The 21,299-nt window shown below is 58.1% G+C and carries 21 protein-coding genes and 1 tRNA gene; 12 read left to right on the top strand and 10 right to left on the bottom strand.

The genetic code is table 11. From position 1 onward, the window contains the following. Window positions 1-289 (bottom strand): flagellar biosynthetic protein FliR (locus tag AB7F49_RS30325; protein WP_428529414.1); only part of this gene is annotated, 289 nt, incomplete at its 3' end. Between the two features lie 6 nt (window positions 290-295). After that, entirely contained in the window at window positions 296-2,392 is a 2,097-nt protein-coding gene (flhA, locus tag AB7F49_RS30320; protein ID WP_428529412.1) for a flagellar biosynthesis protein FlhA, read from the bottom strand. A gap of 280 nt (window positions 2,393-2,672) precedes the next feature. Between flhA and fliF the strand changes: the two genes are divergently transcribed. The 3 genes from fliF to AB7F49_RS30305 are packed head-to-tail and all read left to right on the top strand — an operon-like array spanning window position 2,673 to window position 6,039. Further along, window positions 2,673-4,331, top strand: coding sequence for a flagellar basal-body MS-ring/collar protein FliF (fliF, locus tag AB7F49_RS30315; RefSeq protein WP_428529410.1), 1,659 nt, complete (start codon window positions 2,673-2,675; stop codon window positions 4,329-4,331). Then, window positions 4,331-4,969, top strand: coding sequence for a hypothetical protein (locus tag AB7F49_RS30310; RefSeq protein ID WP_428529408.1), 639 nt, complete (start codon window positions 4,331-4,333; stop codon window positions 4,967-4,969). The genes fliF and AB7F49_RS30310 overlap by 1 nt, the downstream gene beginning before the upstream one ends. Beyond that, entirely contained in the window at window positions 4,969-6,039 is a 1,071-nt protein-coding gene (locus AB7F49_RS30305; RefSeq protein WP_428529406.1) for a flagellar motor protein MotB, read from the top strand. Before AB7F49_RS30310 ends, AB7F49_RS30305 begins: the two co-directional genes overlap by 1 nt. 221 nt (window positions 6,040-6,260) lie before the next feature. Here the strand turns inward: AB7F49_RS30305 and AB7F49_RS30300 are convergent, their stop codons facing one another. Continuing rightward, window positions 6,261-6,545 (bottom strand): hypothetical protein, encoded by a 285-nt coding sequence (locus AB7F49_RS30300; protein WP_428529404.1) that lies wholly within the window; start codon window positions 6,543-6,545, stop codon window positions 6,261-6,263. Between the two features lie 285 nt (window positions 6,546-6,830). Here AB7F49_RS30300 and AB7F49_RS30295 point away from each other — a divergent pair, with 285 nt between their 5' ends. The 5 genes from AB7F49_RS30295 to AB7F49_RS30275 all read left to right on the top strand — a co-directional run bounded on the left by AB7F49_RS30295 (window position 6,831) and on the right by AB7F49_RS30275 (window position 11,992). Then, the gene (locus tag AB7F49_RS30295) at window positions 6,831-7,343 is read left to right on the top strand and encodes a hypothetical protein (RefSeq protein ID WP_428529402.1); all 513 of its coding nucleotides are present in this window, start codon (window positions 6,831-6,833) and stop codon (window positions 7,341-7,343) included. Beyond that, window positions 7,340-8,749, top strand: coding sequence for a flagellar hook-length control protein FliK (locus tag AB7F49_RS30290; protein WP_428529400.1), 1,410 nt, complete (start codon window positions 7,340-7,342; stop codon window positions 8,747-8,749). Before AB7F49_RS30295 ends, AB7F49_RS30290 begins: the two co-directional genes overlap by 4 nt. A 255-nt stretch (window positions 8,750-9,004) precedes the next feature. Further along, the gene (locus tag AB7F49_RS30285) at window positions 9,005-10,036 is read left to right on the top strand and encodes a FliG C-terminal domain-containing protein (protein WP_428529399.1); all 1,032 of its coding nucleotides are present in this window, start codon (window positions 9,005-9,007) and stop codon (window positions 10,034-10,036) included. A 33-nt stretch (window positions 10,037-10,069) separates the two neighbouring features. Then, complete coding sequence (locus tag AB7F49_RS30280) at window positions 10,070-10,987, top strand: FliM/FliN family flagellar motor switch protein (protein WP_428529397.1); 918 nt, start codon at window positions 10,070-10,072, stop codon at window positions 10,985-10,987. Window positions 10,988-11,311: 324 nt separating this feature from the next. After that, the gene (locus AB7F49_RS30275; RefSeq protein WP_428529395.1) at window positions 11,312-11,992 is read left to right on the top strand and encodes a response regulator transcription factor; all 681 of its coding nucleotides are present in this window, start codon (window positions 11,312-11,314) and stop codon (window positions 11,990-11,992) included. A gap of 203 nt (window positions 11,993-12,195) precedes the next feature. On the opposite strand, the gene AB7F49_RS30270 is transcribed toward AB7F49_RS30275, so the two are convergent. Next, window positions 12,196-12,639, bottom strand: coding sequence for a helix-turn-helix domain-containing protein (locus tag AB7F49_RS30270; protein WP_428529393.1), 444 nt, complete (start codon window positions 12,637-12,639; stop codon window positions 12,196-12,198). 163 nt (window positions 12,640-12,802) lie between these two features. On the opposite strand from AB7F49_RS30270, the gene AB7F49_RS30265 reads away from it, so the two are divergent. Further along, the gene (locus AB7F49_RS30265) at window positions 12,803-13,648 is read left to right on the top strand and encodes a hypothetical protein (RefSeq protein WP_428529391.1); all 846 of its coding nucleotides are present in this window, start codon (window positions 12,803-12,805) and stop codon (window positions 13,646-13,648) included. On the opposite strand, the gene AB7F49_RS30260 is transcribed toward AB7F49_RS30265, so the two are convergent. After that, window positions 13,553-14,425 (bottom strand): hypothetical protein, encoded by an 873-nt coding sequence (locus tag AB7F49_RS30260; protein WP_428529389.1) that lies wholly within the window; start codon window positions 14,423-14,425, stop codon window positions 13,553-13,555. The two genes, AB7F49_RS30265 and AB7F49_RS30260, sit on opposite strands and share 96 nt — an antisense overlap. Before the next feature lie 230 nt (window positions 14,426-14,655). On the opposite strand from AB7F49_RS30260, the gene AB7F49_RS30255 reads away from it, so the two are divergent. Further along, a complete protein-coding gene (locus tag AB7F49_RS30255; protein WP_428529387.1) occupies window positions 14,656-14,913 on the top strand; it encodes a hypothetical protein in 258 nt (85 codons plus the stop codon). A 211-nt stretch (window positions 14,914-15,124) separates the two neighbouring features. Here AB7F49_RS30255 and AB7F49_RS30250 read toward each other — a convergent pair whose 3' ends face one another. The 3 genes from AB7F49_RS30250 to AB7F49_RS30240 all read right to left on the bottom strand — a co-directional run bounded on the left by AB7F49_RS30250 (window position 15,125) and on the right by AB7F49_RS30240 (window position 18,361). Beyond that, window positions 15,125-15,598 (bottom strand): VOC family protein, encoded by a 474-nt coding sequence (locus AB7F49_RS30250; protein WP_428529385.1) that lies wholly within the window; start codon window positions 15,596-15,598, stop codon window positions 15,125-15,127. Window positions 15,599-15,717: 119 nt separating this feature from the next. After that, on the bottom strand, window positions 15,718-16,437 hold the full coding sequence (locus AB7F49_RS30245) for a cysteine hydrolase family protein (RefSeq protein WP_428529383.1): 720 nt from the start codon (window positions 16,435-16,437) through the stop codon (window positions 15,718-15,720). Between the two features lie 712 nt (window positions 16,438-17,149). After that, window positions 17,150-18,361, bottom strand: a complete 1,212-nt coding sequence (locus AB7F49_RS30240; RefSeq protein WP_428529381.1) for a MalY/PatB family protein — start codon at window positions 18,359-18,361, stop codon at window positions 17,150-17,152. Between the two features lie 243 nt (window positions 18,362-18,604). Here AB7F49_RS30240 and AB7F49_RS30235 point away from each other — a divergent pair. Both AB7F49_RS30235 and AB7F49_RS30230 read left to right on the top strand, forming a co-directional pair. Next, window positions 18,605-18,692: transfer RNA gene (locus tag AB7F49_RS30235), tRNA-OTHER, on the top strand. A gap of 403 nt (window positions 18,693-19,095) precedes the next feature. Then, on the top strand, window positions 19,096-19,926 hold the full coding sequence (locus tag AB7F49_RS30230; RefSeq protein ID WP_428529379.1) for a sulfite exporter TauE/SafE family protein: 831 nt from the start codon (window positions 19,096-19,098) through the stop codon (window positions 19,924-19,926). Window positions 19,927-20,506: 580 nt separating this feature from the next. Here the strand turns inward: AB7F49_RS30230 and AB7F49_RS30225 are convergent. Both AB7F49_RS30225 and AB7F49_RS30220 read right to left on the bottom strand, forming a co-directional pair. Beyond that, entirely contained in the window at window positions 20,507-21,238 is a 732-nt protein-coding gene (locus AB7F49_RS30225; protein WP_428529377.1) for an ABC transporter ATP-binding protein, read from the bottom strand. Next, window positions 21,219-21,263 carry a hypothetical protein gene (locus AB7F49_RS30220; protein ID WP_428529416.1) on the bottom strand — a complete coding sequence of 15 codons (45 nt, stop codon included), beginning with the start codon at window positions 21,261-21,263 and terminating at the stop codon, window positions 21,219-21,221. Before AB7F49_RS30220 ends, AB7F49_RS30225 begins: the two co-directional genes overlap by 20 nt. Window positions 21,264-21,299: the final 36 nt, after the last annotated feature.

Here is a 21,299-nt window from a genome sequence, read left to right as displayed (position 1 = left end):
AGATCGCGGCTCCAAAAAATGCCAGAGCTTCAACGAGAAATCGTGCTGCCACGCCAAAGATGAAGCCGGTCAGGCATTCGCTGATGACCATCCGAAAGAGCGTTGTATCTTTCGCGCCAAGCTCAAGCGGGCCTATGAGCGGAGCAATAACGAGGGCGATCACAAGCGCCAGATAGAGGCGGACGCGAGCTGGCACTCTCGCCGACGACAATGTCGGCACGATCATGAAGCACGCCCCAACCCGGCAAAACACGAGGAAAGCCTCAAGACTTAGCTGGTCGAGCCTCATCGAGCATCATCCGATGCTGGCCAACTGCTTGATCTGTATGCCGCGCGCGAGTTCAGCGTGCGACAATACTGGGAGCGTCGGGAACAGTCTCTCGATGACCATTCTAACGAAGGGTCGAGCCTCAACCGAGGTTACGACGGCAATGGTCTCGCCCCGATCATTGAAAGACTGAATGACCCGAGTCGCCTCGCGGCTGAATTCCTCGATGAGATGTGGATCGATATCGAAATCGATCACCTCACCGCGCTGATCGCGACGCAAGCTCTCATGGAACGCCAGATCCCAACGCGCTCCTAGGCGCACGACGGACAAAACTCCATCCTTCATGAGATCACCGCAGATCTGTCGACTAATACGCTGTCGCACGTACTCGGTGATCTGCTCCGAGCGGCGTGAGTTTGGGGCGATCTCCGCCACCGCCTCGAGAATCTGCTTGAGATTTCGGATGGAAACACGTTCAGACAACAGGTTCTTGAGAACCGCCTGTATGCCAGAGTTCGAAATGTGCGCCGGGCGGATCTCCTCGAGCAGTCGCTTATATTCGGATGGTAGGTTATCCAATATGGAGTGCATATCCCGGTACGAGAACAGGGACGCAAGATTATTGCGGATCGCCTCACTCAGGTGGGTCAATAGAATTGTAAGCGTATCGACCGGAGTGAACCCATCTCGCTTCAACTCCTTGCTATAAGTTTCGGGTATCCACAACGCCCGAAGCCCGAAGGCAGGCTCCCTAGTTTCCACACCCGGGATCGACGGGCGAGGACCGTCACCGACAATAACGAGAACGTCGCCGATTGGCAGCTCGTGGCTCGCGATCGTCGCCCCATGCACGCGAATCTCGTAGCCACGTGGTGAAAGAGTAAAATCGTCGGAAAGTTGAATTTCGGGTACGATAAAACCGTACTGACGCGCAAACTTGCGTCTCAGCTTCCCAACCCGCTGTGCCATCTCGTCGTGTCGTCGCAGAAAGAGCGTCGAAAGCTGCTGACCGAAGACCACCTCAACATCACTGACTTTCAGTTCGCCCTTGATCGAATGCCGAGCCTGCTCCTGCTCGTTCAGGCTGTCCTGCTGCGCCGCGGCATCCGCCGCCACTTTTTGTTGCGCCCATCGTCTAGGTATAAGCTGGCCAGCGAGAATGGCCGCTACCGAAAATATCGCAAAGGGAAGGAATGGCAGTCCAGGCACCAGGGCCAAAACGGCCATCATACCACCCGTTACGACAAGCGCCTTCGGATGATTGCCAAGCTGACCCAGCACCGCGGTCTCAACCGACCCTCTGGTCCCGCCCTTTGCCACGACCAGACCAGCAGCAAGCGAGATGATCAGCGCGGGAACTTGCGACACGAGACCGTCACCGACGGAAAGTCTTGTAAAGGCATCGACAGCGTCCGCGAGTGGCATCCCGTGGCGGAAAGTTGCGATGAGAATTCCGCCGAAAACATTAATCGCAGTAATGAGAAGCCCAGCTATAGCGTCGCCACGAACAAACTTTGAAGCACCGTCCATGGCGCCGAAGAAAGAGCTTTCTTCTTCGAGCTCGCCGCGCCGCCGTTGGGCCTCCCTTTCGTCGATCAACCCGGACGAAAGGTCTGCATCGATGGCCATCTGCTTGCCGGGAATCGCATCCAGCGCAAAACGGGCTCCAACCTCAGCAATGCGCGACGCGCCCTTTGTAATAACAATGAAATTCACGATGAGCAAAATAAGAAATAGAACGACGCCGATGACGAAGTCACCGCCCATGACGAGGCTTGAGAAGCCCGAGATCACGTAGCCGGCAGCAGTGTGCCCCGTTGCGCCTTCGGTCAAAATCAGGCGGGTGGTAGCGATGTTGAGGGCAAGGCGCAGCAGTGTGACAATGAGAAGAACAGTTGGAAATGCCGAGAAGTCGAGTGGACGCTCAATCCAAAGCGCTACCATCAGTACGAGCACACAACTCGCAATCGACATAGCGAGCCCCAAGTCGATCAAGGCCGCGGGAACTGGCAGCAGCAGCACCGCCAGGATAAAGACGATACCAATTGCGAAGCCTATATCCGTGCTCAGCGACAAGCCGGCCGGCAGCGCGCCTTTCTGTTGCGAAACCTGCACCTGCACGAACTCGTCTCCTGTGGCACCCAGATCGGGCCGCTGAAGAGCAGAGCATCACAGAGCTGCATTGCGCGAAGCTTTCGTGTGACTGGGCAAAGCTTGTTATCCTACGCCCCGTGCCAACATCCTGCAGCGCCCGTAGACAGGCTCTCGGACACCCGCATGTGACTTTCATGTATCGCAAGAAGACGAAATATCAGGTCATCGAGCGGTAAGGCCGTTTGGCAAACCCGGCGCAAGCTTCAGGCACGATGGTGACGGATGCAGAACCAGCACCTCGGTCCAGATGATCAGCAAGCAGCGTTTTGAGCACATTGGCGCAGGCCTACTGAAACTCGGCGCGCGGCGACTCGCCGTGCTCGGAGTGGTCGGCGGCGTCGTTATGGCGTGTGTCGGATTGGCGGCTACCTACCTGTCGCGCCCCGTTATGCAGCCGATTTACACAGGCTTGTCTTCTCAAGATGTTGCCAGAATTGCCGAATCGCTCGCCGAAGCCGGCGTACCCTTCGATGTGAATGAGCAGCGTAGTACTGTTCTCGTTCCATTTGGCCAGGCGGTTCGCGCGCGAACGCTGCTCGCCCAGAAAGGATTACCAACGAGCTCTCGAGCCGGATATGAGGTCTTCGACCAACTCGGTTCGATGGGCCTCACATCCTTTATGCAAGAGGTGACACGAGTAAGGGCGCTCGAAGGAGAAATTGCTCGGACAATTCAGGCGCTCGACGGCGTCATGGCGGCCCGCGTCCATCTTGTATTGCCTGATACGGGCTCGTTCAGGCGCGAACGCCGCGAACCATCCGCATCTGTTCTCTTACGGCTGGATGCGCAGTGGCAGGCGAGAGCCGGACAGGTTGTACGGCATCTTGTCGCCGCGGCGGTTCCGGGAATGAAAATTGAGCAGGTCAGCGTGGCCAGTACTGACGGGCGCCTGATTGCAAGCGGCGGTGACGATAAGAGCGTGGCGACCGTCAAGCTGAACGAGTTGGAGCGCTCGATGGCGGCAGAGCTCGAGCAGTGGGCCGGGCGAACGCTCGCGTCGATTATTGGTTCGGGAAACTTCCAGATCAGCGCCACTGTCCGCTTGGACGTGGATCGCAAGCAAACCAACGAGACGCTCTTCGATCCGAAGTCACGCGTCGAGCGTTCGATCCGGGTAGTCAAGCAATCGGGCTCGAGCGAGGACGCCGCATCGAAAGCAGCATCTGGCGTCGAGGCGAACGTGCCGCGCGAGGAAACGGCACAAAGCGACGGTGACAAACGCCGGCAGCGGGAGGACCGCCGCGAGGAATTGATCAACTACGAACTCAACTCGAAAACGGTTCAAACCGTACGAGAAGGATATCGGGTCCGGCGGATCGCCATCGCCGTCGTCGTCAACCGCAAGGAACTACTCGGAAACAACGGATCAGACGCGGACCAAGCGGCGACAGCTAGCAGACTTGCCGAACTCAAGAAACTGATTATGGCCGCAACCGGCGCCAATCAGGACGACAGCATCGAAGTTTCCGCTGCTGAGTTCAGCCCTGACGCAGCACTCGTGCCGATCCCGGCGGCGTCCCTGTACGACTACGTACTGATGAACCTCGGTACCATGATCAACTCCGTCGCGATTCTGGCTGTTGTGGCGATTATTCTGGCCTTCGGCATAAGACCGATCATGACTGTCATCGGGCAAACCACTCAGTCAGTGCAACAAGAGCTTCAGTCGCAGATAGCGGCAGACGGACCCGCTGCGATTAGTATCGGGACAGACTCTCCCAAGGGCATCACACAGCATCTGGCGACAGACGCTCTTCCAAACGAAAGCATGGCCGAACCGATTCCGTCGCTTGCGCAAGCACGCGATGCAGATGTACGCGCTCGCCTCGAAGCACTCGTGTCTGCCGACGACGCGAGGGTCGCAAAGGTGCTCAAAAACTGGATGTCTGAAGCGAGGCAAAGTTAATGGGATTCCCTGTTCATAAGTTTCTCGAAGAATTTGCGATCGATGGCGCGCAGGATCAGGTCGTCCATACGCTTCGGCCCCGCACGGAGCTAGCGGAAGTCGACAAAGCGGCGAGGGCGCGCGTTGACGAAGCCTATTCCCGGGGATTTGAAGAGGGGCAGTCTGCTACGGAAGCGCATCTGCTGGCAGAAATGGCAACGCTTCGTTCCGACTATGACGAGCGCCTGGAGCGCTCTAGCGCGCAATTTTGCGATGCACTGGCGGAACGGCTCACGTCGGATCTGCGTCGCCAAATTTCCGAATTGCACGATTCGCTTTCAGACCAACTCGCGTCTGCGCTGCTTCCCGTGATGCGCCATGTCCTCACGGATGCATCTATCCGCGAGCTTGCCGCCAGCCTCGGCCGGTTGCTCGATGAACACGATGCGATGACCGTTGAAATTCGAGGATCCCAAGAGCTGATTGATCGCGTTAGCCGCCGTCTTCACGACATTAGCACACGAGGCGATCTGCAGGAGACGCCACGCTTTAGATGCGTCGTAGACGATGCGGCTGAGCTCAGAGTTACCGCGAACGACACCATCATCGAGGCGCGCCTCATGAATTGGATCGAGAGAATTACAATGGCGGTTGAGTGATGTCAGGGGAAGATGAACGGGCTGATGAAATCGTAATAATTCGCCGCCGCGGCGGCGCGGAAGATGATCATCATCATGGCGGTGTGTGGAAGATTGCTTATGCAGATTTCATGACTGCCATGATGGCTTTCTTCCTTGTTATGTGGCTCATTAATGCGTCCAACACGGAAACGAAGTCGAGCATCGCTAGCTATTTCAATCCCGTCAAGCTCACGGACCAGGTCGATCGTGCGAAGGGGCTCCGCGACATCGACGAGAAAGCCAACGCCGCACACGGTCCGAAAGCCAAACCCGAACGAAAAGGTTCGACTCAAAAGTCGGATACGGAGAAGTCGAACGGTGCCCCCGCTAGCGGCGCCGGCAGTGCTGCAACTGACAAGTCAAGCCCAGCGACCGCGCTTCACAATGAAATTAGGCCGTCGCAGTCACAGTTGGACGGCGCAAGTGCGACCGGAGATGCTTTCCGGGACCCATTCAATCCTCTGGCGAGCGCACGCCAACTTATGCAGAATTTGCCAGATGCTCGGACGGTTGAGACCGCCCCGAGCGTTGCGTCACCCACAAAGGGTGATATGCAGCGGACAAAGCCGGACAAACTCCTCGAATCGAAAGCCGAACGCATACACCGCGATGTCGAAGCAGCAATAAAGGGTCTTGGACTCGCAAGCGGCCCTGGCTTGCAGGTGACGACGGAAGGCGACGCGATCGTACTCAGCCTGACGGATACAAGCACCTTCGGCATGTTTGCCATCGGCTCGGCCAAGCCCAGCGATGAGCTTGTGAAACTCGTTGGCGCAATTACACCCATTGTCAACGAGAAGAGTGGCCACTTGATCATCAGAGGTCACACGGATTCAAGACCCTTTGCTGGCCCGACAGGCAACAACAATTGGCGACTGGCGATGGCTCGCGCGGAATCGGTTTATTCCATGTTGATCCAGTCTCGCGTCGACGATGCCCGATTCGAACGTATCGAAGCGCACGCAGATCGAAAGCCTATGGACCCGGCGAAACCTGAGGCGGCAGTCAATCGACGCATTGACATTCTTCTGCGTCCGGCAACGCCATGAACGGCACCAAGAATTATATCGTCGGAGGACTACTTTTTGGCGTGACTGCGTGTCTGACGTTCATAGCGGTTGTTTATGCGACGGAAGATACCACAAATACGGACATGGTGATCGCGGCAAGCAGCCCGCCCGTGAAATTGGCCGGAAATCTTGCCCTCGTAGCCAAACTTCGCAGCCTGAGCGAACTTCAACAGCGTGTCGTCGACGGCGACCGATCCGCACTATCGCAACAGCTCGTCGTCGCCCGATCGATCGCTGCCGAGATTAAGCCCTTGCCCGATACGACGTGGCAGAACCCTCGAGATCGTAGATCGCTCATCAAGTACGTATTGAGCGGCGGCGACCCAAGCGCTCTTAGCCGATTGGTTGCTTCGAAAGAAATTCCCGATGGCGAACTGCAGCTCGCTCGTGGCGTGCTCGCATATGCTCGAGGCGACAAAGCGCAAGCTGCCGCTCAGCTCGACGGAGTTCGTCATGATCGCCTCGACCCCAGCCTTGCCGGTCATGTCGCGCTCGTGAAGGCGGTGAACGTGTCGCAATCCTCTCCTCGAAAGGCGCTTGATCTCTGCCGAGAGGCTGCCCTCCTATCGCCAGGCACGCATATCGAGGAAGCCGCGCTTCGGCTCTCAATCTCGCTCGCAATCCAGACCGGGGATCTGGCTGCAGTCGAGCGCTCTCATAGGCGCCATCTTTTGAGGTTCTCGAGTTCGCCTTACGCCCGCGACATTGATTCGCGCGTAGCAAGGACGCTGGTGCTCAATAGCAATCCCACCGCCTTCCAGCCCGAAGCGATGAGAAGCAAAGCGGAGCTCACGTCGCCAAGCCGCCGACGCGCCTATTACGCCCAGTTGGCCGATGCGGGACTGCGCGTCGGAAAGGCCCAAGTCGCCATCCAGTCGTCCCGGCTGGCCCTATCCGCGCCCGATACGACCGCCGTGTCGGATGCGGAAGCGACGGCGACGCTGCTCGCAATCGAGGGAGCAGCGCTCGTGTTGACAGCCGATCGCAAAGACGGCGCACGGCGGCTCGACGACGCGACCGCGTCGGCACCCAGCGGCGAAATCGCGGCACTCATTTCCGCTGCACGCAGCCTGGAGACCGCCATCCGAGCGCCGCCGGCGAAGGCTGCCGACATGCCCGTTGCGATCGACACCAATAAGATATCGGCGTCATCTCGCGCCCCGACGGCGCCATCGGCATCTCAGACGCCCGTTTCGGGAACGCCGCTCCGCGAGGCAGTTCTAACGCGAGGAAAGACGATCTTTGCAATGGCAGACAAACTGGTCGAGCAAGCTGATCGATGAAAACAATTCCACTTACTGCTTCTTTCGAAATCGTGGTCGCGGGCAAAGGCTCGAACTCCCGCGAACGCGAACAGCCGGCTGCGGAGGAATTCAGCTCAGCGCTCTCATTGCATAAAGCCGAAGGCGAGCCGAAATCAAAGACGGATTTGTTGTCAACTCAGCACGAGCGTCGCGCCACCGAAGACGCCGCTTCGATGAACGATCTTGGCTTTCGCAATGACGACGGCTTCTTGCGGTCGGATGGCAGGTTTCTACATCGATTGAAGGCGATGACGCTCCCGTCCCAGATCGATAAGCCGGATGGCGCTCAGAACGAACCACGGTCTGATGGAAGCACGCAATCTGTTGATGGCGGCCATTCGGTTGTGGAGGTCGAAGCGATGGCTTCCGAAGCAATCATGATGACTCAAATTCCCCTCGGTCCTGCTGCGAGTGGGTCGAGAACATCCGAGGTTCGTGATGAGACCGGCACCCGACGGGCCGAGCATTCGAGGGGAATCGTCGAAACCCACGCCAAGCCGGCAGCGATCGAGCCCCGCTTTGACGCCAAGAATACGGTGCAGGAAGTAGCCGTAACCGTCCACGAACAGCAAACGCACTTTACGCAAGAACGAGTGGGTCGATCGGGATTGTTGGCGAAAAGTGACCCGCCAAATGGAGCGGCCGCTGCGTCACCGGCCGTTGCGGCCCACAATGTGCAAGCGATTCCTTTTGCGACGGAAACGCAACGGGTAGGGACCAAGCTCAGCGAGACTGCTCAAATCGGCCCTATAGAAGGCGAACCTGACATAGGACAGATGCCCGATGATTCGACAAATGCGCCTCATCCGGCGACTCAGATACTCAGCAAGATTTTGGACGCCGGCAACGATGACACCACCACCGGTCAAACATCACCATCGACGGCAACATGGCAGTCGTCGGAACGCCCATTCGGCTCCTTGATGCGCCTCCTGCGTATCGAATTGTCACCGGCCTCACTTGGAACGGTCCACGTTACGCTGAAGGGCGTAAATGCCGCGCTTAGCATTTCCATCGAGGCCGAGCGGTCGCAGACAGCGGCGTCGTTGGGGGCAGATCGTGCGATCCTTTCAGATCGGTTGAAAGAGGCCGGATTCGCGATTGACGACCTGATCATCAAGTCGGCTGATCGACCCGTTGATGTGGCCAGTCCTTCGCGAGCGGATCAAACGCCTGGGGCGGCGAGCAATGCGCTCGCATCTGGGGCGGACGACCCTCAACGGCGCCAATCGGGTGACCACGGGAGACGATCGAGGGTCGCTCACGAGCAGAATCCTCAGTTCGGATCGCATGGCTCCGAGCATGAAAACGCGATGCAAGGGCAAGATCCTCGCATCCCGCCACCGACCGCCTGGCGAGGGCGATACGCTACCCGTTCTGTTTGATCGCCGATGCGAGGGTGCGGACAAGCCGGGGCCGTCGTCGTTTCAGGTTCACGCCAGTTTGACCGGATAGTGCTTGTCTAGTGCGCTGGCCAATGGTCGGCGGCGAAGGCGGCAATGTCTCCGGCTTTTCGTAACGGGAAGTCACGAAGCCCATTCGGATATGAGGTTGCGACTTCGTAATCGTCGAGCACACGTCGCTGGTGACCGCCAGTTGAGCGTGCGGGGAATTGAGACACTAGAGGCTCAGACGGCGAAATGACATCGCAGCCGCGAAATAGGCGATCCATTGGCCAATTAGACGGCGCGCACAAGGCAACTGCACTGCTCCTGGCCATGCAAAAGCCACTTGCAGATCGGATCATCCGCCAATTCCAGGATAGCGACATACGAGATCTCGCGCGCGCGGCTGTGGATCTTCCCCCGATAGGTCCGGAAGCTCTCGAGCGCCTGGTTGCCGAGTTGGCGAAAGAGATTGATAGCGCGAGCACCGTCGAGGGATCGACGAACGGGGCCAGCGCGCTGCTCGCAGGCATTGTCCCCGAGGACGAGATGAGCGAGATCCTGGGAGAGATCGCGGGCCAGCCTTCGAGTAAGGTTTGGAAGAAGCTGGCGAGCGTCAGCGAGGACAAAGTCAAGGATTTCATCGCGACCGAACAACCACAAGTTGCCGCATTTCTGCTGTCCAAGCTGTCCACGGAAAAGTCCGCGGCAATCCTGGCCAAGCTCGACGACGAGTTGCGCTTCGATATCAGCGCCCGGCTTGTTCAGTTGAAGCCCATCAGCGACGTGGCGATCAGGCTGCTGACAGAACGCCTCGGGAGTGAGCTGTTCCAGGTTTCCGACGCGAGCGGTATCCGCAGCGACAATCACGCAATGCTCGGCGCAATGCTCAACAAGCTCGATCGCCAGCAATCGGGCGCCATTCTTGATCGTCTTAGCGCCGAGCTTCCGAAGGATGCGCAGAAAGTGCGCAAGTTCGTCTTCAGCTTTGAAGACGTCGTCGCTTTGACGCCCGAAGACCGCGCGACACTGTTCGAACAGGCGCCAACAGAACGTACCGTTCTCGCATTGCGCGATGCCGATCCGGGTGTGGCCTCCGTCATACTCGACTCACTTTCGCCACGAGTACGCAGACTCGTCGTCTCAGAACTTTCGAATGTCGTCAAAGTGTCTCCCCAAACCATCGCCGACGCCCGGCGCTCAATCGGCGATCTTGCCCTGGTGCTCGCCGAGCGATCCATCATAACTCTGCCATCAGCGGAGCCGCTGGCCGAGCAACGGGTCTAATGACTGCAATACTGCTACGTTGAGGAGCGAAAGATGAGCGTCGCAACGGCTCGTTCCAAATCGGCCATGGTCCGGTTGCTTCAACGCTCCCGACCAAAAGCGACAGAACTACCAGGCATGCAGCCGATGATCGACGGCTACGCCCGCGCGTGCGCCGAAACCTTGCTTCGCGTAGCTTCACTCGAGACGACAGTGGCGGTCGATTCATTCGAGCAAGAGGACGCGAGATCTGCCCTGCACCGGTTGCCAGGCACAATTCTTGTGTTGTCGTTCGTGCCCCACTGGAACGCCCGGATCGTCGTACGCCTGGACCGGAGCCTTCTAATCCGGGCGCTTGACGCGTTGTATGGCGGAGATCCGAAGAAAATGGGAGCTCGGCCGCCTGCTCGCGCATTGACACCGCTAGAGCGGTCGCTCGCGATCAGCATCGTGCGGGGGCTCTCTTGCGACCTCCTATCGGCACTCGGCGAGGCCGAGCGCGCCGGATCGACGGAGGAACGTCTCGTGGAATCCAACGATTCAGAGGTCCTTAGTGGGCTGAAATCCGAATATGTCGCCGCGACCCTGAGGCTGGTCGATGTCGGCGAGCAACTGATCGTAGCCTTCCCGATGGCGGCACTAGAAAGGCTGGCCGAACACCTGTCAGCGACCGAAGCCCATCAGGAGCACGTGGTCGATCTGGACTGGACCCAGCAATTCAGGCGCAACGTCGAGCGAACATCTATCGAGCTCGTTGCCAAGATTGACGGACCACGTTTACACCTCAGCGATATTGCAGCGCTGAAAGTAGGGTCCCTGATCGAGTTTGATAAAGAGCTGATCGGCAACGTTTCGCTCGTCGCCAGCGAGCAGGCCATCTTCCGGGGACGCCTCGGACAATCAAAAGGCAACTTCACCGTGTTGCTGGATCGACCACTTACTCCTTCGCGCCAGACCGACGAGCGCACCTGAGTGCGGGTCAGGCAACCAAGTCGATCTCCCCAGCGGGGTGCCTTAACTTTGACGCCGACCGTTAACAATGTCAGCGCGGCAATAGTTGTCGATTGCCCCCTGATCGAACCAAGAGAAGCTGACCAAGATCATTGCCATTTAAAATAGCGTGATTAATAACAACAATCTAAAGTTGCATTCGATAAACCTTATAGGTTGGCGTTGCCACATTGCCATTAGTTGCAGCCGTGCAACGAAATTCCTGTATTATTAATAAGTGGTGCAAAACGCCGAATAACTGCTGTACCCAACGATTGGGGACGACGTGGCGATTCGGGGGAGACCATGATTGTGATTGTTGACGACAGAAGCCTTGTGTCCGACACGTACAAGGTGTCGTTCGGACGCGAAGGAGTGTCGACCTCCGGTTTTTCCTGGAGCGATTTTCAGGGTTGGATTTATTCCGCTGCAGATGAGGAATTCGAAGCAGTCGAGGCATTTCTCATCAGCGAGTGCGAAGATTTCAAGGGCCTTGCTCAACTCATAAAGAATCGCAGCACCGCCGCGATCATTGCAATGAAGGAGCACAAATCTCTCGCATCGACACTTGAGCTGTTTGCCGAGGGCGTCGATGACGTTATCGGGAAGCCTTGTCATGCCCGCGAAATTCTCGCGCGCATCGAAGCGATTGCGCGCCGGGCAAGAGCAAGCAACGACCATTGCGTTTTCGGTGAAATTCGCACTTTTCGAAATGGTCGAGACCCCTTGGTCCGCGGAGAGCCGCTTCAGCTTCCCAGAAGGGAGCTCCGCATTCTTGAATACCTCGTCAACGCCAAATCCCGACGCGTAACAAAGCCTCAGATCTTTAGCCACGTTTATGGGCTCTTTGATCACGACATAGACGAGAATGTGATCGAAAGCCATATAAGCAAACTGCGTCGAAGATTGCGTGAGCGCCTGGGATATGATCCGATTGAATCTCGCCGCTACTTGGGCTATCGGCTTATCCTGCCCGAAGACCTATGATTTCGAAACCGGAGCATCTTGATTTTCACGGCTGCGGAATTGAAAATTTGCAGTCGTCCGGCACTCAAAATCTAAAACATCAAAAACGTGTTCGATCTGGCGTGATCCGCCCCGAACGTCGTGGGGCATAGGCAAGAAATACAATCTCGGCGCGAAAACATTTCCCCTAACCGGCAGTTAGGGGATTCTCAATCAGCAGCATATTAGCTCGCTTCGTCACCCACACTTGCCAGGACACGGGCCAGATCGATGAACTGCCGCCTGACCTTCGGATTATCAACCCGAGAGAAAACGCGAACAAGCTCGGCCGTCTCACGATCATCAAGCACATCAGCGACGCAACCATGAACGGGCGCGCCGTCCCGCAGACCATCGAGAAACCATTCGATTGGGACGCCGAGCACAAGGCCGATGTCGAACAAGCGTCCGATCGTGAGTCGGGTATCACCACGTTCGTACTTCTGGATTTGCTGATAGGTGACGCCCACCGCCTCGGCGAGTTCATCCTGCTTCATCGCCATAATGGTGCGGCGCAACCTCAACCGCCGTCCCACATGAACATCAATTTCACTCGTACGTTTCGCGTCATTTGAGGCGATGCCCGACCGGTGGGCAACTCTGCGCTTCCCCAAGACCGGCGCCACCATACTCGACCTCTTCACCGCGACTTATCCATCTCAAGCATTATTGGCCCGCTGCACGGAAGTCAAACGAGCTTTCCCCTGACGAATAGCGACATCGATTGCACAACTGCAAAGTGAGTGTTGAGGTGAACACGCAACTGTGGAATCCGAATCATGGAGTTGTTGCATGCACATCCAAGGACGGTTGACCCAAGCAGATAGCGCACTCGGGCCCAGCTTCACCGAGGGCCTCGTGCTCACGTACGGTCCGCTCGAGAAGCTCGGGCACTTTTTCCTGCTCGCAGAAGAGCGCATGATGCAAATGGGTCTCAGACTATGTTTCGGTTCGTTCGAAGAACTGATGTCCGCGAATCGAGCCAACAGCAAGACTTGGCGACCGTTGTTGCCGAGTTTCGACCCCACCTTCTCGAAACTTACGAAAGACGATTCCATCTGCATCTTCGGGCGAGATGCTTCCGGCAACATTGTGGCAACTCAAGCCGTTCGGTTATTCTCTTGGACAGACACGAACTTCTTTGCCGAGGCCGAGAATTTGCGGTTGTTCTATGCCGATCCAGCCGCATCACGCGGTCTCGATGAGTGGTGCCACGTGACAGCGGAGCCTACCCGCTCGATCGACGGTAGGGTGCTTTTCTCGGGCGCAGGTTGGTATCGACCGGACTATCGGGGAAAGGGTCTGGGAGTTCTCATGCCCAGGATTGCCCGATTGTATGCGCTATCGCGCTGGTACATCGACTTTGCTGTCTGCATCATGGCAGATGGAGTGGTCAAAGGCGGCTTCCCGAAACGCGCCGGATATCGTCATGTGGATTGGGACTTGATGATGCACCGGATGCCAGTCCACCGTGATGGCACGGTGCGGGCTGCTGCCGTCTGGATGGATACACAGGACACGCTGCGAGATCTCGATCAAATGTTATTGCGCCTGGGAGAGTCTCAGGTCGATGGTGCGATCGAGAATGTTGGCGGACAAGATCGTGACGTGATCAGGCCTACTGGCAGCAATCGGTAGAAGCAAGCGCCGATACCGCGAGCGTATCAGCCCGACGTGGGGACGTTTGACCTCGATATCGACGTCGTCAATTCGCACTGCCCCGCTCGCGGCAACACTCGCGTAAGTGCTGGCAATCCAGAGCCCGTAGGAATAATCTGCCTGGTCCTGCACGCGAAGTCCGGACGCAATGCGTAGCCACCTGTCTTCGAACGCGGTGAAAGCACCTCCCATGCGAGCGATAAGGCTCGTGCCGTTCGCGAGATTGCAATCGGCGAGCACGATTCGCAGCCCCGCGTTTGCTTCGAGCGAAGAAGCAACCGAAGTTAAGAATCGCGCCGGAGGCTCGGCCGACCACTGCTTATAGAGTTCCATCAACACCGGGAACTTCTCTATCGCGCCAGTGCTCCTCTCTTGCGAGAGATAAGCGTCACGGCGTCTGAGGGTCCCTTCAGAAACAGCGAGCGCGATGGCTATCGCCGCCTCTTGCCAATCCGGATAAATGCGTATCGTCTCGCCATCATCTGCAAGCAAGGTCAAAAGAACGCGAACCGGCCTCTCGCGCCGCAATTCATCGCGTATGGCAATCACCGCCTTCGGAGCCGCCGTCCGTGGCGACAGCCAGATGCGAGAGCCACGCGAATCAATTGAAAACGCGACAAATCCGAGATTGCGAACGGCAAATGTAATGACCCTGCCATCGACCACCGCGCGGCCCAAACGCCGAAGCAGTTGGCTCGATTGCGCAGAATAGATCCTGCCACAGTCGCCGATAAGAAAGCGATCCAAGCTGGCCATCTCCACGTCCCGGCTCCGAGAGGACGCTACTCTCTAACACGGCAACCCGAACTGTCCACTCAGCATTGCGAAGCCGGCACAACGGGTCCGGGATCGAACCGACACAAACACAACGCTGGCTTGAGTGACTCCCGGATGCCCCACGACTACGGTGAGTTAATCAGCCCACCGACCAAGATAAAGCTGATCGTTGATCGCACATGGCTACCGCATTGTATTGGGACATATCTATGGACTACCACCAAATTACCGACCTTCTAGGCTCCGATGCCGTGCGGGAAATGGAGCGCCTCGTCAACAAGATATACTCAGCGCAAGGCGACGACGCGTCGGGACGCGCCGCGCTGGTGGAATTGCTGATGGCAATGATCGCCGCCGTCATGTTGCGTGACGGGCAGGAGTGCGGTCGCCAATTCAATGTCCAAGTAGAGGACGTCGCCAAACGTCTTAGGGAACTCTGCATGACGGCGCATTCCATTCGCGACTGATGCAGCATTCGCTCGCCAGTGCGCCGAACCAGGGGCGCATTGACATTCGGCCCATTCTCGCCGGCGCATCAGACGATGAGAACGCCGAAGGCATCGCCCTGCCGTTGATGCCTTCGTCACTCGGTCATTTGGACCAGCCCGGTGGGCCACTCGCCTGGTCGCCGCGGGATCCCGGCGGAACGAGCGCAATGTCGGCTTCCAGGCAGGAACGTCAACCGCGCCGCGCTTTCTCGATGACGGCGACGTCAATTTTCCTCATCTGCATCATCGCTTCGAACGCGCGTTTTGCTTCGCCGCCACCGCGCGCCAGCGCCTCGGTGAGCACGCGGGGCGTGATCTGCCAAGATATTCCCCACCTGTCTTTGCACCAACCGCATGCGCTCTCCTGACCACCGTTGCCGACGATGGCGTTCCAGTATCGGTCGGTCTCTCGCTGGTCATCGGTGGCGATCTGAAATGAGAAGGCTTCGGTGTGCTTGAACGCAGGGCCACCGTTGAGCCCAAGGCAAGCGACGCCAGCAACCGTGAATTCGACCGTCAATACATCGCCTTCCTTCCCCGACGGATAGTCGCTTGGCGCGCGGTGGACGGCACGCACCGAGCTGTCCGGAAACGTTTCAGCGTAGAAACGGGCAGCAGCCTCGGCGTCTTTGTCAAACCATATGCAAATCGTGTTCTTGGCCATCTGGTGTCCATTCGGCTGGAAGGCTTGATCGTCGGCTCATAGGACGGAATTGATTGCTCACTTCCGACATCCCGGCAGATTAATTTTTTCCTCTGTAGGCAGGTCGGCACAGAGCGGGCTCAGCGTGTTTTGTCATTGACCAGCGGCAGAGCGCGAAGTTCAGTCAGCGTGTCGTCCAGCCCACGCACTTCCGACCAACCGACAGCCATCATTTCGAGCGCCGGCTCGTGCAAATGCGGCAGCGTCGTCCCTACGGCGTCGCGCACGACGATCGGGGCAAAGTCGCGAAAATTCGCATCCTTCGAGGTCGCCGCAACGCATTGGTTGGTCAGCACGCCGCACATCAATACCGTCTCAGCCTTCAACGACCGCAGAACGACTTCCAGGTTGGTGCCGAAGAAAGCGGACAGTCGTTGTTTTTCGACGTACCAGTCCGCCGGCGAGGGGCCGCATTCGGTCATGATCTCGTAGCCCCAAGTTCCTTGCCGAAGGCCACCCTTGTCAAAGAAGGGGCGAAGCTGGGCGAAGATCCCTGCATCGCGCGCGTCGCGGAAGCCGTGCCGGGTCCAAATCACCGGGACGCCACGGGCTCGTGCCTCGCGCACCAGAGATGCGGTCGGCGCGATCGCGGACTGCATGTGCGAGATATCGATTCCCTGCTTCGCGTACCAGCCGTCCGCGTGCAGGAAGTCGTTCTGCATGTCGATGACCACGAGGGCCGTGCGCGCCGGCGACAGCGCGAAACGGGTCAGGGCGAAGGGATCGGCGCCGGCATAGGACTTCTGCATCGTGGTCTCCTTGATCGACGTCTTCTTCCCGTCAACCGGCGTAAATCGCACCGAGTTCTCGGGAGTTGCGATAAACAGCTATCACCGAACGCCCTGTCATAATATCGCCGCGAAAATGAATAGCGTTCGGATATAGCGTCTGGCAAACAGAGGTGTCTTATGCGCTCTCACACGCGTGACGATGAAGGCGTATTCGGCCCCTCTACACTGGACTCGATGCGGCAGGCCCACCGTATAGCCTCGCGCGAAGCGGCGCGACGTAAAGGCGCCAATGAAGAGGATCGCCGGCGCGTGGGCACGCTCATAATGCAGGAGGCGAACAAAGGGAATCGGAGTTTAGAGGGGATCGTGAAGGCTGTGATGAAGGCCCTGGTTCGCGGTTCGTGAATTACAGATAAGCGTCGCCCGCCGTCACGATGCCTTGGGGAACTCGACGGTATCTTGGAAGTGCAGCCATCTCTGGTCACGGCAAGGTCGTAGCCGTCGGACAGCGCCGAAACATGAGCGTCCCCCGCCTCGGATGGCGCGCCCCATTCAGCGGCGCACACGTGCCTCACGGTAGGCGTCGAAATCGTCGCCGGGAAAACGTGCAAAGGCGAGAGAGGACCGGCGCCGGGACGACTTACGCAGAGCAAAAGTAACGGCTTGAGCAGAGGCCCGCCGCGCCAGTTGTGCTCCATCTCCTTGCCACAGATCCCCCCGCGCGGAACGTGCTCCATTTCCGAGGCCGGCGAACAAGGCCTGAGCCACGACACGGTTCGGCCTAGCGCTGATTTGATTTCAGCGCAGCAATCATTCGATCGATGATTTCGTCCAGAATGACTTCAGACGTAGCGAAGTTCAGACGCACGAACTTCTCCGCGCCGGGAGAGAAGTTCTCGCCTGGCGAAAATGCTACTCGGGCTTGCCGGTGAAAGAAGTCGAAGGCTGTGCCTTCAATTCCCAGAGCAGAGCAATCGAGCCATGCCAGGTAAGTGGCCTCTGGCCTGTAGAATCGAATTGACGGAATCGCGCTATTCAACCTCAAGATCAGCCTGTCGCGCATGGCTCCCAGGTGAGTCACGATGCTGCGAAGCCAAGCGTCGCCGTGATCCCAGGCCGCAACCGTAGCATCCGCACCTAACGCGTTGACCGAACCCATGATCCGGCTGGGAAAGCGTTTGCGGAAACGGTCCATCAGTTCTGGACTGGCGAAATGCATCACTGCTGTGCGCAGGCCGGGAATGTTGAAGCTTTTGGTTGCAGAATTCAGCGTCACGGTCCGGCAAGCAGCCTCGGCCCCGAGCGCTGCGAAGGGAATATGCCGGTTGCCATCGTGAACCAAGTCAGAATGTATTTCATCGGATAGAACAATCAAATTGTGCTTTTCGGCAAAGGCAAGAATTGCCTCGAGCTCATCCCGCTCGAAGACGCGTCCGGTGGGATTCTGCGGATTGCACAACACGAACACCTTGACATCGGGCGACATCCGGCTTTCCAGCTCGCCCAAATCAAAGACGTGCCTTTTGCCGTCGTCAATCATGTGAAGTGGAACGAACCGGCGGCCGGTGTCCAGTGCCGCGGCCTTGAAAGGAGGATAGTTGGGCACCTGCACGATGATGCCGTCGCCAGCGTCCGAGAACGCCATCACGGCAGCGTAAGTCGCCTGAACCAGATCGGATAGCGGCACCGCAAGTTCTGGCTCGGCCTGCCAACCGTAGAGCCTGCTCATGCGCCGGGAGTAAGCTTCGGCTACCGCATAGTCGACCTTATTACCATTGCGCATGGGGTAGCCGTAGTCGGCAATATCCACCGAGGCGCGGATCGCCGCTTGCACCTCCGGTGCAACGCGGACGTCCATGTCGGCCACGTATGCCGGAATTACGTCAGCCTCGTATTGGCTCCATTTGGCATTTCGGCGCGCTTGCAGCGCCTCCCTGGAAAGGAGGAAGTTCTCGATCGTGGAATGGCTTCTGCCTGGCATTTCAACGCTCATTTCTTGCTCCGGCCGGCGAGGGGGAGGGCGTTAAGCAGCCGCAGCGCCACCTGCCACCCCAGGCGATATTGATCAGAGATCTTCGATCAGTTCTATCGCCGAAGCTGGCGACATCAAGCGGGCTTTTGTGTCCGCGTCGGAAAGAAGTTCGATGGCAGGCGAAGGCCACATCGCCTGCCCCGTCCGATGTGGCAGGACGCAGGCCAGCCTCGCGCAAGCCTTTCCGAATAGAGTATGGAAAATGGAGGGGTGGCTGAGAGGCTGAAGGCGCCCGCGCTTGCGCGGCATACCTGCAAGGGTATCGGAGGTTCAAATCCTCCTCCCTCCGCCAAATTGCAAGCAGAATACTTTTCGACGGGTTTTTGAAACCCGGATGAAATTCGCGATGGCTTGGCCCCATTGAGCTGGGCAGCGACGTTCGGCGTCGCCATTCGATGAATATGTGCGGCTGAGCATCATCAAGACTTGGGCAACAGCGCTTGGTGGCCTGGCCACAAAGGGACGATTGCCTGGGACCGGACCCTCGGGTCGGGGCACAAAGAGCACTGCAGACCGGCCACTCAGAGCCGTTCCAAGCAGCCATATTCTATATAGTTTAGACTTGAGCAGCGGCCACAGAATGATCTTGTTAATCGTTTATTAAGGGTTTTACCATCATCGTCGGATCGTTGGTTAATCGATGCTTAAATTACTCGGGTGGCAGTGGCGCGAGTAGTGGTGGGGGTAGCGTGGGGTTGGGCAGTACAGAGCTGACAATTGCTGTTTTAGGATTGTTCCTGGCCGGGGCACTCAAGGGAGCAACCGGCATCGGCTATTCGACGTGCGCCCTTCCGTTTCTGGTAGCCTCCGTGGGTCTGCAACGGGCCATGGCGCTCGTCATTGTCCCGGCGATCGTCAGTAACTTCTCCCTCATGATGAACGGTGGCGGGACGGGCGCGGCACTGCGCCGTTTCTGGCGCTTCTACATCGCCATTATTCCCGGAATTGCATTGGGAACCGGGCTGCTGGCGGGTGCCGACCATGGGGTCGCGGTCCAACTTCTCGGCATTCTGACATTGACGTATGCCACCATCGCCATAGCTCGACCCGGCCTCGCGATCGGTCCTATTGGCGAGCGAATACTGGCGCTGCCCGCCGGATTTGCAAATGGTGTCCTGACGGGCTTCACGGGTTCACAAATTATGCCCCTCATGCCCTATATGATGGCGCTCCGCCTCTCGGCTTCAGAACAAGTCCAGGCCATCAATCTTGCGGTTACGCTTACGTCGTTGGCACTGGGCGGCGCCCTTCTGATCGCCGGCATAGTTGATTGGAACATACTGGTGCTTTCAGCGCTTGGGGCGCTTCCTGCGATTATCGGGGTCGAAGCGGGCAGTTGCGTCCGGCGCAGGCTAAGCACGCAACGCTTCCGACAATTCTCGTTGGTGATGCTGGGCCTGCTGGGTCTCGGCCTGATGGTCCAGTCGAACCACAGATTGGCAGACTGCTCTGTAACGCCCAGAAGCGGCATCGGCCAGTCTGCGCCCGAGTGCCCGAAGACTGCTTCGCAGCACGCTTCGCGCTAACATCTCGAGATCAGGCGCCATCGTTCGAAAGCATCGACACTGGGAGCAACCTGTGCCGGCAAGAACGCGCTACCCGAGAGACATCACGAGACGCAAAGAACAGATAGTGGGTTCGTCGAACATGTATGCGAGCGCAGCAGCATTCATCAAAGCTCCGATGACCGCCGTCGCCCATGGGCCAGACAAGACGGTCAACGTCCCGAGTGCGTAGCGCGCAGATCCAGATCTGCCATTTAAGATCACCACGCATCCTCCCACATTCGCGCTTATTGCAGATAGAGCCGGCATTATCTTCTCAATCTGTGAACAAATAGTCTGCTGCGTTGAGTATTTTGTCTGCGAAGGGCGAAAAATGCATTTGGGACGGCTGTAATGGTCGTCTTCAATGTCCCGGAGTTTACGTTCAGGATAACCGGTGCCCTATACTTGAAAAAATCACTGGGAGGTCTCGCTAGCGCGCCGTCGACATCAGGCCAAGCGCTGGTCGCGATCGGCGCGCAAGCAGGAAACGACCTAACCTTAGCCGGCAGGAGCAAAGGCACGTCGTCGTCTGCGCCGGAATACAAAGATCGACAGACGGCTACTGACTGTCGAGCCCAAAGTAGATCCGCTCAAGCCTCTCGGGCAGGTCCGGCTCGCTGGCTACGGCTTCAAGCACCACCGTTCCCCGCACCATTGCATATGCGCGATCGGCGACCGCCAGAGATTTCTCGATAAGTTGTTCAACCAAGAGCACCGCCGTGCCGGCCGCACGCAATTGCGATGCGGCCGCGAGTACCCGATCCACCAGCACCGGCGACAGACCGGCAGACGGCTCGTCCAGCATGAGTAGCTTTGGTTTGCGGACCAGTCCTTGCGCAACAGCCAGCATTTGCTGTTGCCCGCCCGACAAGGTGGCCGCCTTATCGCGACGCTTGGCCTTGATCTCGGGAAAAAAATCAAGCGCCTCTTCGACCTGGACTCGCCGTTGTGCAGCCGGCATTCCATAGCCGGCCAACAAAACATTGTCCTCCACGGTCAACTGAGTAAAGACACGATGACCCTCGACAACGTGCACAAGCCCAGCCTCCACGCAATCGCGCGGTTGAGCACCGGCCATGTCACGCCCGGCGAACCGCATAGCGCCCGACCACGGCAGAAGACCCGAGATGGATTTGAGGAGCGTGGACTTTCCGGCCCCATTCGGCCCGAGAAGAGCGACTATCTCGCCAGGCCGAACAACGAGATTGACGCTCTTCAATACGCCAATCTTGCCATATCCTGCCGACAGGCCCTCGACTTGCAACACCGGCTCAGGCGCCGAGGTAGGCATTGACCACCTCCCGATGCGTCCGCACCTCCTCGGGCTCGCCGGATGCGAGGACCTTACCGAG

Origin of the sequence: Pseudorhodoplanes sp., from assembly GCF_050250235.1 — a bacterium.
Taxonomy (GTDB): Bacteria; Pseudomonadota; Alphaproteobacteria; order Rhizobiales; family Xanthobacteraceae; genus Pseudorhodoplanes.
This window is presented reverse-complemented; position numbering and strand designations above follow the sequence as displayed.

Excerpts from the sequence above, each read along its gene's own strand:
- AB7F49_RS30240 (WP_428529381.1), bottom strand. The coding sequence starts at position 18,361 with ATGAGCGTTGAAATGCCAGGCAGAAGCCATTCCACGATCGAGAACTTC.
- AB7F49_RS30280 (WP_428529397.1), top strand. The coding sequence starts at position 10,070 with ATGAGCGTCGCAACGGCTCGTTCCAAATCGGCCATGGTCCGGTTGCTT.
- AB7F49_RS30250 (WP_428529385.1), bottom strand. The coding sequence starts at position 15,598 with ATGGCCAAGAACACGATTTGCATATGGTTTGACAAAGACGCCGAGGCT.
- AB7F49_RS30255 (WP_428529387.1), top strand. The coding sequence starts at position 14,656 with ATGGACTACCACCAAATTACCGACCTTCTAGGCTCCGATGCCGTGCGG.
- AB7F49_RS30265 (WP_428529391.1), top strand. The coding sequence starts at position 12,803 with ATGCACATCCAAGGACGGTTGACCCAAGCAGATAGCGCACTCGGGCCC.
- AB7F49_RS30295 (WP_428529402.1), top strand. The coding sequence starts at position 6,831 with ATGAGAAGCAAAGCGGAGCTCACGTCGCCAAGCCGCCGACGCGCCTAT.
- AB7F49_RS30260 (WP_428529389.1), bottom strand. The coding sequence starts at position 14,425 with ATGGCCAGCTTGGATCGCTTTCTTATCGGCGACTGTGGCAGGATCTAT.
- AB7F49_RS30305 (WP_428529406.1), top strand. The coding sequence starts at position 4,969 with ATGTCAGGGGAAGATGAACGGGCTGATGAAATCGTAATAATTCGCCGC.
- AB7F49_RS30300 (WP_428529404.1), bottom strand. The coding sequence starts at position 6,545 with ATGACCGGCAAGGCTGGGGTCGAGGCGATCATGACGAACTCCGTCGAG.
- AB7F49_RS30290 (WP_428529400.1), top strand. The coding sequence starts at position 7,340 with ATGAAAACAATTCCACTTACTGCTTCTTTCGAAATCGTGGTCGCGGGC.
- AB7F49_RS30225 (WP_428529377.1), bottom strand. The coding sequence starts at position 21,238 with ATGCCTACCTCGGCGCCTGAGCCGGTGTTGCAAGTCGAGGGCCTGTCG.
- fliF (WP_428529410.1), top strand. The coding sequence starts at position 2,673 with ATGATCAGCAAGCAGCGTTTTGAGCACATTGGCGCAGGCCTACTGAAA.
- AB7F49_RS30310 (WP_428529408.1), top strand. The coding sequence starts at position 4,331 with ATGGGATTCCCTGTTCATAAGTTTCTCGAAGAATTTGCGATCGATGGC.
- AB7F49_RS30275 (WP_428529395.1), top strand. The coding sequence starts at position 11,312 with ATGATTGTGATTGTTGACGACAGAAGCCTTGTGTCCGACACGTACAAG.
- AB7F49_RS30270 (WP_428529393.1), bottom strand. The coding sequence starts at position 12,639 with ATGGTGGCGCCGGTCTTGGGGAAGCGCAGAGTTGCCCACCGGTCGGGC.
- AB7F49_RS30285 (WP_428529399.1), top strand. The coding sequence starts at position 9,005 with ATGACATCGCAGCCGCGAAATAGGCGATCCATTGGCCAATTAGACGGC.